The organism is Thiohalorhabdus sp., from assembly GCF_036628635.1.
Lineage (GTDB): Bacteria > Pseudomonadota > Gammaproteobacteria > Thiohalorhabdales > Thiohalorhabdaceae > Thiohalorhabdus.
Map to the genome: position 1 here is coordinate 21557 of NZ_JAZKRM010000001.1, position 12358 is coordinate 33914.

The following is a 12358-nucleotide window of genomic DNA, read 5'->3' on the forward strand; positions in this document are numbered from 1 at the left end:
CCGCGGGAGTGCGAAAGGGGACGGTGGGGCCTATGGAAGCAGAAAAGAAGACCAAAAGGCCGGATCTGGGGGAAAAACTGGTCACCCACGGATTAATTGACCAGGGAGCGCTGGACGAGGCCTGGAGCCAAGCCGGTCAAGCCAAACAAGCCTTCGAAGATTTTCTCATCGACCAGGGGTACGTGCGGGAAGAGGACCTCCTGCAAATCCTCTCGGAGATTCACCATGTCCCCATGGTCGATCTGGATGATCTGACCATCAAGCCCGACGCGGCCAACCTCCTTCCTTACGAGATCGCCACCAAGTACAAGGTGTTACCCCTTGGACAGCGCCGCGGCTCAGTGGTTCTGGCCATGCGGAACGCCCACAACATTCGTTTGGTGGACGAGCTCCGCTTCCACGTCGGCAGGCCGGTTCAGACCGTTTATGCTTCCCAAAAGGGCATTGCCGCCAAATTGGCGGATGTCTACGGCTCGGCCGAGGAAGGCTTGGGTGTCGACGACTCGGGCTTGTCCGAAGTGCTCGAGGATATCGAGGTTGAGGCCGGGGTCGACCAGGACCAGGATGACGTGGGCAGTTCGGACGCCGATCTGGCCGATCAGAGCAATTCTTCGCCGATCGTCAAGCTGGTCAACGAGCTGCTGCTCCGGGCTGTCCAGAAGGGCGCATCCGATATCCACATCGAGTCCACCGAATCCGGGCTGGTAGCCCGGTTCCGCATCGACGGCGTCCTTCAGGTTATTCGTCGCCTGCCCAAAAAGACCCAGAATCCGGTCATCTCCCGGCTCAAGGTGTTGGGGGGGTTGGACATCTCGGATAGCCGGCGTCCCCAGGACGGCCGGATCAAGCTGAGGATCAAGGACCGCAACCTGGATGTCCGCGTTTCCACCCTGCCCACCTTCTGGGGCGAGAAGGTGGTGATGCGTATACTCGATCAATCCGGAGCCAGCCTTGATCTGGACGTGCTGGGCTTTCTGCGCGGCGAGCGCGAGCAGATCGAGAACATCATGAGCTCACCGCAGGGCATGATGCTAGTGACCGGACCCACCGGTTCGGGTAAGACGACCACCCTGTATTCGGTTCTATCCGCAATTAATACGGACCAGATCAACATCGTCACCGTTGAAGATCCGGTGGAATACCAACTTTCGGGCATCAACCAGGTGCCGGTGAATCCCAAGGCGGGCATGACCTTTGCTGCCGGGCTGCGCTCCATTTTGCGCCAGGATCCCAACGTGATCATGGTGGGTGAGATCCGGGACCAGGAAACCGGCGAAATCGCTTTCGAGGCCGCCGAAACTGGGCACATGGTGTTCTCCACCCTCCACACCACTTCCGCCGCCGGAGCCGTCACCCGATTGGTAGATATGGAAGTGCCCTCCTATCTGATCGCTTCCAGCCTTTCCGGGGTCCTGGCCCAGCGGCTTCTGCGCCGCAACTGTCCGGACTGCAGCGAGCCCGTGGACATCGGCGAAGGGCTGCGCAAGAAGTACAACATCCCAAACGAGGTCACCTTTTACCGGGGACAGGGGTGCTCCACCTGCGATGGCATGGGCAAGAAGGGCCGTATGGGGGTCTACGAGCTGCTAGTGCCCGACAAGGAGGTCATTGAAGGCATCAATCGCGGCGCCACCGAGGGTGAGCTGATGGACGCTGCGCGCAAGGCGGGCATGAACCTCATGTTCGAGGATGGTCTGATCAAAGCCATGCGAGGCGCGGTGGATATCAACGACGTCATTCAGGTAGTGGGGGCCCCAGTCGGGGCTCGGGTGGATGCCGAGCGTCTCCTCGAGCAGGCCGATTTGCCCTGGGACGAGCGCGGTCTTACCGCCAAGCGCAAGAAGAAGCGCGAGGCCGACGAGCCCAATACGGTATTGGTGGTGGACGATTCCCGCACCATTCGGGATATGACCCGGTTCGTGCTGGAAAGTGAGGGGTACAAGGTGATCAGCGCGGAAGACGGTCGGGAAGGGCTGGAGACCGCCTACAAGGAGCTGCCCGATTTGGTCCTGACCGATATGGAAATGCCCAACATGAACGGCGACGAACTGGTTCAGAAGATCAAGGACGACCCCGGCATGGTCCATATCCCTGTGGTTGTCCTCACCTCCCAGGAGGGGGAGGAAACCGAGGCCGGTGTTCTGGCTCACGGGGCCGACGACTTCATCAACAAGCCAATTGAGCCCATGACCTTGACTGCCCGGGTCAAGAAGACGCTGACTACCTACCAGCGCTTCTACACCGGCGGCCAGGGGATGGGCGAAGGCGAGGACGATGATCTGCCCGATCAGGTGGTCTCCTAATGGCCGAAGCGGGCGCTAGCGACCGGTATGCGCAGGTTGCTGGCCAGGAGGGCCGGTACACCATTATCGGCCTGCAGGGCTGGTATTTCGCCGTTCCCTTGGGGCGTTCCGCAGGTACCATGGAGGCAGTCCCCTTGACCCGGGTGCCCATGGCCCCGGAAACGGTCCTGGGACTGACCCACATCCAGGGCCATATCCTGACGGTGCTCGATCTTGGGCATCTCCTGGGGCTTTCCCCCGCCGAGCAGCCCCGCCGTTTCTACCTGGTCAACGACGAGGAGGAACAGGTTGGATTGGTAGTGGACACCGTCGAGGACATTGTCACGGTTGAGCCCTTGGCTTTGGACTCTATGGAGGTGGAATTGCCCCCCGGGGTGCGCGCCTATGCCTCCGGGGTTTTCAGATGGCGGGGTCAGCCGGTTGTGAACCTCTCGGTGGAACGGTTACTGAAATAAGCGTCCCCCTGATTTTTCCGTTCTGTCGGCTCCGGTAGCCACCTGCGGCACCGGGCCAGAAAAAGGCAGAGTCAAGGCCTACCAAAAAAGGGATTCTGCATGCCCACGCTTAATATCCGGCAACGAATTCTCCTGGGTATCAGCGCTATCCTGGCGCTCTGGGTGCTCATCATCGCTGTCACTTACGTGGTGCAGGACCGGCAGGCTCAGTTGGTGGAGCGCTATTCGGAAGCCAACCGGGATGCCGAGTCGGTGGTCCAGATGCAGCTGGGCATGGTTGGTTTGCTGCCCGCACTCAACGGCTATCTTCAATCCCAGGACGAACAGCACCAGCAGGACTTTGAAGAGCAACTCGCCAATGTCCGGCAGGCCATGGGCGAGGTCGAGGACATCCCCGATCTCCCTGAGCAAGCCCAGACCCGGCTCAATGAAATCCAGGACCTCATGGAGAACGTCGGCTCCACGGGCTCCCAAGTTTTCCAGGCCGAATCGGTGACGGCCACCGAGGAATCCATGGCTACCATCGCCGAGTCCCTGGTCTATCTGGCCAAGGAGAAAAGCGACCAGCTGCGGCAGTTCCTTACTAGCCGGTCCCAGGAACTTCGCAGCGAAGCCCAGCAGCAATCCCAGTTCGCCAAAGTGGTGACCCTGGGCGTGACCGGGATCGCCATCCTGGTCGCGGTGCCCATGACCTTCCTCTTGGTTGGCTGGATCCGCCGCACGGTTAACGACATCCGTTCCAGGGTGCAGGAGGAGTCCTCCTCCATCCTGGAATCGGTGGAGAGCCAGGTGCAGTTCGCCGCCGAGCAGGAACAGGCGATGGGCACCATGACCCAATCCATGGAGCAGATGAGTAGCGTCTCACGGGATATCGCCCAATCGTCGGCGTCTGTGGACGAGGTGGCCCGTCAGACCCGGGAGACGGCCCGCAACGGCGCCAAAGACGTGGAAAAAGTGGTGCGTTCCATGGAGGATATTCGCAATAACGTCCGCGACATGAACAACAAGATCAGCCATACCGGTTCCAAGGCCCAGCAGATTGCCGAGGCCGTGGCCTCCATTGATGAGATCGCCGACGAGACCCACATGCTAGCCCTCAACGCCGCTATCGAGTCGGCAGCCGCGGGTGAATACGGTCAGCGCTTCGGTGTGGTGGCCGCCGAGGTACGCCGGCTTGCCGAGCGCACCCGCGAGTTCACCGACGAGGCCAACCGGTTGATGCAGGAGGTACGCTCCTCCACCCAATCCTCCATCGAGGCTACCGAATCCGGCGTGGAAGCGGTGGAGCAGGGCGTGGACATGACCAAGCAGGCGGGTCAGGCGCTGTCGGGCATCCTTGAGATGACCGACCGGACTGCCCAGGCTACCCAGCAGATCGCCACCTCCACTGAGGAGCAGGATGCCTCCACGGCCGAGGTCCGTCAGGAGCTCGAGGATATCTCCGCCAAGCTCCAGGAGAGCGCGCAGGGGCTCCAGCGGTCCAAGGAGATCGCTTATCGCTTGAACGAGGTTTCCGATCGCATGAGCACCGAGCTGTAACCTTGCCAGCGGCTCCCCCCCGAAGGGGGCCAGCGGCCGAGCCTCTATTATTGAGAGGCAAAAAGGAGGCCCGACATGTCGTCCGGGTTTGATTTCTCCGCCTTCATCACCGGTTTCCAGGAGGAGGCCGAAGAACGGCTTCAGGCCATCGAGTCCACTCTGGTGGAGCTCGAGAAGGGTCGAATGGATGCCGAGCAGCTGGAGAAACTGCGGCGCGATGCCCATTCGGTGAAGGGCTCCGCTAACATGCTACAGCTCAGGGACATCGGGGAATCCGCCCACGTCCTGGAGGACACCTTTGCCTATTTGCGGGACGGCACGGTGGTTCCGGGTCAGGGGCATATCGATTTCATGTTCGAGCTCATGGACGGACTACGGGGCCGGATCCAGCAGGCGGATGATCCGGAGGCCCCCCAGCTCGATCCCGAGGACCAGCGGCACCGCTTGGAAAACCTCCACTCTCCCGGATCTCCCGAGACAGGTGGTGATTTGCCGGTGGACACCGAGGGCCCCGGGGAGGAAGCCGCCGATACCACGCCCGAGCCTCCGACCCCGGATCCGGAGCAGCCTGCGTTGGAAGCGGAGGGTCCCGGTGCAGAGCCCGAATCCGGTGAATCGGCCCAACAGGGCGCCGAAGGCGAAATACCGTCTGGACTAGGCGGTGAAGAAGCGCTTGACCCGGATCCCCAACTGGGTGTGCCGGATGGCGACGGGGCGATGGGCTCTGGCGAGGAAGAAAGGGCCCGGGGCGATGCGGCCCCGGAAGAGCCGCCCGTTCCGCCCGAGCTTGACCACGAGCTTGGACGTGGTCCGCGTAAAGCCGATGCGGAGGCCAAGATTGCGAACCTCCAGGAGCAGGGCGAACCGGTCCTGGACCGATTGGATTCGGTCCTCGCCAATCAGGAAGGTGGCGAGGGGGTTGCTGCCGAGCTTGAATCGGTAGCGGGCTCCTTCGAGGATTCGGAGCTGACCGATGCCGCTGAGGCCCTCAAGCTGGTAGCGACTGTCCTGGGCTCTCCCATGGCCGAAGAACTTCCAGCATCCCTTCGGGACCTGCTGCAAGGCCTGGTTGATCGGGTCCGGAAACGGCTTGCCGAGGCGGATCAGTCCGATGCCCGGCCTTTGGACCGCGAGCGGATCCGGCAGGCATGGGGCCTTCTCGATCGGTTTGGAATGATCCCCGACCAGGAGGAACCCGAGCCCCAGGGACGGCAGAGCACCCCGGAGGATAAGCCTGTTTCGCCTCTTGCCCCCGCGGCTTCTGACGCGCTTGGCCCGAACACCGATTCCGAGGGCCCCGGCGAAGCCGAAGGCCTCGAAGACAGGCAGTCGCCGGCCCGTAGTACCGCACAGGACCAAGCATCCCGGTTTTCAGAAAACGGGTCGTCGGTAGGGGGTGCAGAAGGCCTTGATACCGAATCACCTGCCCGGGAGGGTGGGGAGGCCTTTGCAAGCGACCCTGAACCAACCGGTTTCCAGACCGAGGAGCCCCCGGCGGTAGCCACCGGAGAAAGCACGCCCAAGCAAAAGCAGCAGCGGTCCGAAAGCGGGGGGTCCGAAATGGACGTCTCCGCCTTTTTGGACGGTTTCCAGGCCGAGGCCCGTGAGAACCTGACGGTCATCCAGGACGGCCTGCTTCAAGCCGAGCAGGGCCAGGTGAGCGGTGAAACCCTGGACCAGATGGCCCAGCGTGCACACAGCCTAAAAGGGTCGGCCAACATGCTGGGGCTAAACGATCTGGGGGAGGGCGCGCAGGTCCTGGAGGATGGCCTGGGTTACCTACGATCCGGGAGCCTGGACAAGGCCGGCATCGAAGCGCTGTTCGGCCTGCACGATGCCTTGAGCGATAGCGCCGACCAAGTCCAGGAGGCGGAGCGCCCTCGTATCGATGCCGGCTATTGGAAGGGCAAACTCGAAGCGGCGGAACCAGAAAGCACCCAGCAGACTGGCAGCCCCTCAGCCGCCCCTCCTCGGACCGAGTCCAAAGGAAGTGGGGGCGCGCCGGACTCCGGCGCCAGTGACAGCAGGAGAACCGGGCCAAAAGGCGGGGAAGCACAGAGTAGAACGGTCGAAGGGACCGATAAGCGCAAGTCCGCATCCGGCCAGGCCAGCCTGCGAGTCAGCGCGGAGCGGCTCGAACGGCTTTCGGACGGTGTCGTCGGTCTGGCTATGGATCGGGCCACTCAGGAGGATCGGCGCGAAGAGCTCGACAAGATCGAGACCGATTTCCATCAGCTGCGCCGGCAGTGGGAGTGGTTCGAGAATATCCTTCCCGAGACCGGGCCGCTCGTTGCTCAGCGTGACAAGATGTCCCAGCAGCTGGCCCAGCTCAACCACGCCATTAGCCAGTTCCGGCAGGAGACCGAATACGACGTATCCGCACGGCACGCCCTCTACGATCAGATCCATCAGCGCGTGATGGACCTTCAAGTTTCGCCCCTGAGCACCATCTTTTCCGTTCTGCCTCGGTCGGCCAGGGACTTGGCGCAGCGGTTCCAGAAACGAGTGGAGCTCCATATCGAGGGCAGTGACATCGAGCTGGAACGGAAGAACGTGGATGCTTTGCTCGAGCCGCTGGTGCATCTGGTGACCAACTCGATTTCCCACGGCATCGAGGACCCCGAGGAGCGCGAGGCCGCCGGTAAGGACCCGGTAGGGCACATTTGGGTAACGGCTGACCATGTCGGCGGCGAGGTGGCCATTAAGGTTCATGACGACGGCCGCGGCATCGATTACGAAAAGGTTCGTGAGACCGCTATTCGCACCGGTGTCACCACCGCCAACGAAGCCGAGAACATGCTGCCCTATGATCTCCTTCAGATGCTGTTTCGGCCGGGCTTTTCTACCAAGGACGAGGTGAGCCAGATCTCGGGCCGGGGTATTGGCATGGACGCCGTCCGCGAAGCGGTCCAGCGCATGACCGGTTCGATCCAGGTGGATTCCGAGGTGGGCAGTGGCACCTCCTTCACCCTTAACATTCCCGTTTCCACCGCTGTCCAGCGGGTACTCAAGTTCCGGGTCGAGGGCGAGGTCTTTGGTGTCCTGGCCAACCAGGTGGAGCGCATCATGGCCCTCAACCAGGCCGGCCTCACCGAACGGCGGGGACAGCGGATCTTCGAATTCGAGGGCAGCCAGGTTCCCGCCACCTGGCTAAGCGAGCTGTTCAACCTGGGCGAGGGGGCCATCGAGGACGCCCGATCCCTTCGCTTGGTTGTGGTCCGTCACCTCGAAGGCCACATCGGCTTAGTTGTCAATGAGGTCATGGAGGAGACCCAGGCGGTGGTCAAGGATGTCACCAATTACCTCCGGCGGCGCGCCATTCAGGGCCTGATCGGTACCACGATTGCGGGTAGCGGCGAGGTTCAGCTGCTGCTTGAGCCCACCGGTATCAAGGAGATGGAGCGGACCGCGCCGCTGACCCTTCAGGCCGAAGAAGGCGAAGGGGGTGTTGGGCTCCACGGGCTAAAGGTGCTTTTGGTGGAGGACTCCCCTCTAGCACGCCAGATGGAAAAAGCGGTCCTGGAAAATGCCGGCATGGACGTGGATACCGCTGTGGACGGGCTGGATGCCCTCGATCGCATGGAGGTGCGCCTCCCCGAGGTCGTCATTTCGGACGTGGAGATGCCCCGTATGGATGGCTACGACCTCGTGCGCAAATTGCGCGACGACAATCGCTACCGGGGGGTCCCGGTGTTTATGGTCACCTCCCGCGACAGCCAGGAGGACCGTGATACCGCCCAAAAGCTTGGGGCCGACGGGTTTCTCAACAAGATGGACCTGCAATCCGGCAACCTCATCGAAGAGATCCAGGACCGGCTTGAAAAGCTCTATGCCTAAACCGGGCCTTCGGCCCCCTCGTCAAATCCGGCCCGGGACAGCACCCGGGCCGCTCTGGTCTGGGCTGGTATGCGCCTATCACTTTTGAGGGAAACCCTTGCCATCGGGCTCTTGGTGGCGGTCGGCTTCGCCTTGCTGGCCCTTTTTACCTTCCATCCGGGCGATCCCGGTTGGTCGCTGGCGGCGAGCCATCGTACCCACAACGCCGGTGGCCCCGTGGGTGCCTACCTGGCGGATGTGCTACTGAGCTTCCTAGGGTTCGCGGGCTATGTGCTGGTGGTGGGGGTTGGCATTCAAGGACTGCGCCACCTGCACGGTAGCTGGGGTCCGCAGCGGGGACTCGCCCGTTGGGGCGGGTTGCTTGCGGTTCTGGTGGGCCTTTCGGGGCTGCTCCGGATCCTTCCGGCCGAGGTCCCGGTCTGGCTGGGCCATACCGGTGCCGGAGGCATCCTGGGAGCCTTGCTGGGTCGCTTCATGGTTCCCTATTTGCACCAAGCCGGTTCGGGGCTCGTTCTAGGCGGGGTGCTGGTGGTCGGTTTGGCCGCTGCCACCGGGCGGCCCTGGCTGGAGCTGATGGAAAGCATTGGCCGCCAAGCCGTCCTGGCGGTCAGGGCGGTCGGGGCCGCCATAGCCGGCCTGGGAGGCTTTCTTCAAAAGCTGACCCGGCGTCTCCGGTGGAATCTGCCTCGGCTTCGTCCCTCCCGGTTCCTCAAATTCTCCTTCCCGCGAGGATCGGTCGATCCTGTACCCGATGTCGGGCCGCCGTTGGAGGCGGCTTCTTTTCCCGACGCCGATCCTCCGCCGTGGGCCGAGGAGCCTCCTCCGGCTCCGGTCCCCAAGCCAGCGCAGCCCCCTGAGCCGGTAATCCCGCCCAAGGAGGAACCGGAACCAGGGGATTCGCCGTTTCCTCCCCTGGGGCTCCTGGATACACCGGCCGATAACGGGACTGAGCAGCAAGAGGATGGGCTGGAGGAGCAGGCCCGACTGCTGGAACAGCGCCTGGCGGACTTCAACATTACCGCCAAGGTGGTGACGTATCACTCGGGTCCGGTGGTTACCCGGTTCGAGCTGGAGCTGGCTCCCGGGACCAAGGTCAGCAAGGTAACCAACCTGGCCAAGGACCTGGCCCGTTCCCTGGCGGTGCGCAGCGTGCGGGTGGTGGAAAACCTGCCCGGCAAGCCCGTTATCGGCCTGGAGGTGCCCCGGACCAAGCGACACATGGTTGGCATCCGGGAGATCTTGGAATCGCCAGCCTTCAAGGACTCGGTCTCGCCGTTGACCCTGGCCCTGGGCACCGATATAGCCGGCCAGCCCGTAGTCGCCGATCTGGGAAGCATGCCCCATCTGCTGGTGGCCGGCACCACCGGCGCCGGCAAGTCGGTGGGCATCAACGCCATGCTGTTGTCGCTGCTGTATAAGGCCTCGTCCGAAGAGGTCCGCCTCATCCTGGTGGATCCCAAGATGCTGGAGCTGTCCGTCTACGACGGCATCCCGCACCTGCTCGCGCCGGTGGTCACCGACATGGGCGAGGCCGCCAATGCCTTCAAGTGGTGCATCGCCGAGATGGAGCGCCGCTTCCAGCTCATGGCGCACGTTGGGGTGCGTTCCCTGGCCGCCTACAATCAGCGCGTTCGGGAAGCGGCTGCTGCCGGTGAGCCCTTGCGTGGTCCTTCGCCCGACGGGATCCACGAAGGGGATGGCCTGGCGCCACAGCCCTGGATCGTGGTGGTGGTGGACGAGCTGGCCGACCTCATGATGGTGGCCGGCAAACAGGTGGAGGAATCCATCACCCGCCTGGCGCAAAAGGCCCGAGCCGCCGGCATCCATCTCATCCTGGCGACCCAGCGGCCATCGGTGGATGTGCTCACCGGATTGATCAAGGCCAATATTCCGGCCCGTATTGCCTTCCAGGTAAACCAGCGGGTGGATTCCAGGACCATTCTCGATCAGGGGGGTGCCGAGCAGCTCCTGGGCAAAGGCGACATGCTGTTTTTCCCGGCCTCTTTCGGGGCGCCGCAGCGGGTCCACGGTTGTTTCGTGGATGACCAGGAAGTCGAGCGGGTGGTCGGCCACCTCAGGGCTGCGGGGGCTCCCGAGTACGACGAGAAGGTGCTCGCCGAGCCTGACGATGCCGGTGCCCTTGGCAGCGAGGCGGGGGAAGCCGGTGACGCCGAGTCCGATCCCCTTTACGACCAGGCCGTCCGCATCGTTACCGAATCCCGCCGTGCTTCCATATCCAATGTGCAAAGGCGCCTACGCGTGGGCTATAATCGGGCGGCCCGGTTGATCGACGCCATGGAGCAGGCAGGGGTTGTGGGGCCCCAGCAATCCAATGGCAGCCGCGAAGTGCTGGCGCCACCCCCCGCCGACGGCTGATCCCAACCAACCTTGAACGGAACCATCGTGGGCTATTCCGCCAATCGCGCTCGCCTGACCTCCTGGGCCGGTATTTTGGGGCTGCTAGGCCTCATCTTGCCGCCGCCGGTTTCCGCCGGGGAAGGCGAAGACCGTCTGTCCGCCTTTTACCGGGAAACCCAGACCCTGAAGGCCCAGTTTCGGCAGAAGGTGGAGGGCCCCGCAGGCAAGGTCCAGGAGCGAAGCGGCGGCACGGTCTGGATCCAGCGCCCCGATCACTTCCGTTGGGACTACAAGCGCCCCTACGAACAGCTGATCGTGGCCGACGGGCGAACGGTCAAATTCTTCGATCCCCAGATGGAGCAGGTGACCGTGCGCTCCTATCGAGGGGGGATGGGGCATACCCCGAGCCGGGTGCTCGCCGGTGGCGGCGAGCTGGGCGAGCATTTTCATGTCCGGGATCAAGGTGTCACGGAAGGGCTGGCCTGGGTGGCTTTGGAGCCCCGCAACCCCAAGTCGGCCGGCTTCCGGAAGGCCCGGGTGGGGCTGGCCGAGAACCCTGTCCAGGTCCGGCGCCTCCAGTTTACCGATTCCTTTGGCAACCGAACCCGCATCCGTTTCGTGGACATCCGGCTCAATCCCGACCTAAAGGCGGAGCGTTTCCATTTCGAGGCGCCCGCGGGAACCGATGTCCTGCGTAGCGGAGGCAGCACCAATCCATAGGCGATCCATGCCACAACCACTTTGTTCCGGCCGCGATCTTTCCCATCTGGCTCTCGCGGTCGCCGCGGCCGGCCTCCTGGGCTTCGCAGCCCCCGTCGAGGCCATCGGCTTCCAGCGTTTCACCATGTCCACCGCCGGACTGGGCCTGGCCAATGCCATGGGGGCGGATACCGAGCACCCCTCCAGCATGGCCTATAACCCCTCGGCCCTGGTCTTCCAGGAGGGCACTCATGTGGCGGCCGGTTTCATGCGCCGTTACGGCAAGCTGGAATCCGGTGGTGGGACTTCCCGACCAGAGACCAACCTCTACACCCATGATCTGTATGGCACCTACAAGGGGCCGGCTGCCTCCTGGGGGACGGGCCTGGCCGTCAACCGGCCCTTCCGCATGGACAGCGACTGGAAGGGCGACTTCAGTCAACAAGGGGCAGCCACCCGCACCGAGCTGGACCTGATCGACGTGAACCCGACAGTCGCCTACAAGCTCCGGCCCGATCTGGCGGTTTCCCTGGGAGCGGATTACTACAACGCCCTGGATTTCGAGTATTCCTCGGTGGGGACGAAGCGGACCGGCGACGGCGATGGCTGGGGCGGCACCGCCGGGCTCATGTTCTGGCGCGAGGGCTGGGCCCTGGCCGCCACCTACAAGACGGGCACCGACCTGGAGATGGAAGGGGATAACCTGCCCGGCAACGCTTTCCATCTGCCCGCCAGGGCGCGTATCGGCTTCAAGTGGCGTCCCAACCTGCGCTGGTCCATCCATCTCGACGCGGTCCGCACCAGCTGGAGCGATTACCAGGGTCTGGAAGGCGTCGACGCGGCGAAGGACTGGAGCGACACCATGGGGTATCGCCTCGGGTCCATGGTTCGGCTGTCCGACAAGGTTTCGGTGCGCTTCGGCTATTCCTACGACGACGGTCCCAAGGATGACCGAACTTTTGACCCTCGCTCGGCCAGCGGCCAGCGCCACATGGTGACCCTGGGGGGCGGTTGGGAGACCGACCTCCTGCGCTTTAACCTGGGTTTCGGTTTCGCCATCCAGCCTTCACGGGACGTGGACGGCGCCGCGATCTCCGATTACGACGGCCGCAACCGCACCACCGCGCAGTTTCTGATGTTCTCGGTGGGCTATTCCGACTGGTAGGA

General features: G+C 63.3%; 7 protein-coding genes. All 7 read left to right on the plus strand.

The features are described 5' to 3' along the window. The first annotated feature begins 32 nt into the window (after positions 1-32). The gene (locus tag V5A19_RS00110) at positions 33-2303 is read left to right on the plus strand and encodes a type II/IV secretion system protein (RefSeq protein WP_332318945.1); all 2271 of its coding nucleotides are present in this window, start codon (positions 33-35) and stop codon (positions 2301-2303) included. Next, positions 2303-2758: a chemotaxis protein CheW gene (locus V5A19_RS00115; RefSeq protein ID WP_332318944.1), complete on the plus strand. Its 456-nt coding sequence runs from the start codon at positions 2303-2305 to the stop codon at positions 2756-2758. Before V5A19_RS00110 ends, V5A19_RS00115 begins: the two co-directional genes overlap by 1 nt. A 99-nt stretch (positions 2759-2857) precedes the next feature. After that, complete coding sequence (locus V5A19_RS00120) at positions 2858-4297, plus strand: methyl-accepting chemotaxis protein (protein WP_332318943.1); 1440 nt, start codon at positions 2858-2860, stop codon at positions 4295-4297. Between the two features lie 75 nt (positions 4298-4372). Further along, on the plus strand, positions 4373-8134 hold the full coding sequence (locus tag V5A19_RS00125; protein ID WP_332318942.1) for a hybrid sensor histidine kinase/response regulator: 3762 nt from the start codon (positions 4373-4375) through the stop codon (positions 8132-8134). A gap of 54 nt (positions 8135-8188) precedes the next feature. Further along, on the plus strand, positions 8189-10510 hold the full coding sequence (locus tag V5A19_RS00130) for a DNA translocase FtsK (protein WP_443081440.1): 2322 nt from the start codon (positions 8189-8191) through the stop codon (positions 10508-10510). A 27-nt stretch (positions 10511-10537) separates the two neighbouring features. Next, positions 10538-11212 (plus strand): outer membrane lipoprotein chaperone LolA, encoded by a 675-nt coding sequence (gene lolA, locus V5A19_RS00135; protein WP_332318940.1) that lies wholly within the window; start codon positions 10538-10540, stop codon positions 11210-11212. A gap of 7 nt (positions 11213-11219) precedes the next feature. Beyond that, positions 11220-12356, plus strand: coding sequence for an OmpP1/FadL family transporter (locus tag V5A19_RS00140; protein WP_332318939.1), 1137 nt, complete (start codon positions 11220-11222; stop codon positions 12354-12356). Positions 12357-12358 lie beyond the last annotated feature (2 nt).

Bases quoted from the DNA above. Each gene is read 5' to 3' on its own strand.
- V5A19_RS00110 (WP_332318945.1), top strand. From the start codon at position 33: ATGGAAGCAGAAAAGAAGACCAAAAGGCCGGATCTGGGGGAAAAACTG.
- V5A19_RS00140 (WP_332318939.1), top strand. From the start codon at position 11,220: ATGCCACAACCACTTTGTTCCGGCCGCGATCTTTCCCATCTGGCTCTC.
- V5A19_RS00125 (WP_332318942.1), top strand. From the start codon at position 4,373: ATGTCGTCCGGGTTTGATTTCTCCGCCTTCATCACCGGTTTCCAGGAG.
- V5A19_RS00115 (WP_332318944.1), top strand. From the start codon at position 2,303: ATGGCCGAAGCGGGCGCTAGCGACCGGTATGCGCAGGTTGCTGGCCAG.
- V5A19_RS00120 (WP_332318943.1), top strand. From the start codon at position 2,858: ATGCCCACGCTTAATATCCGGCAACGAATTCTCCTGGGTATCAGCGCT.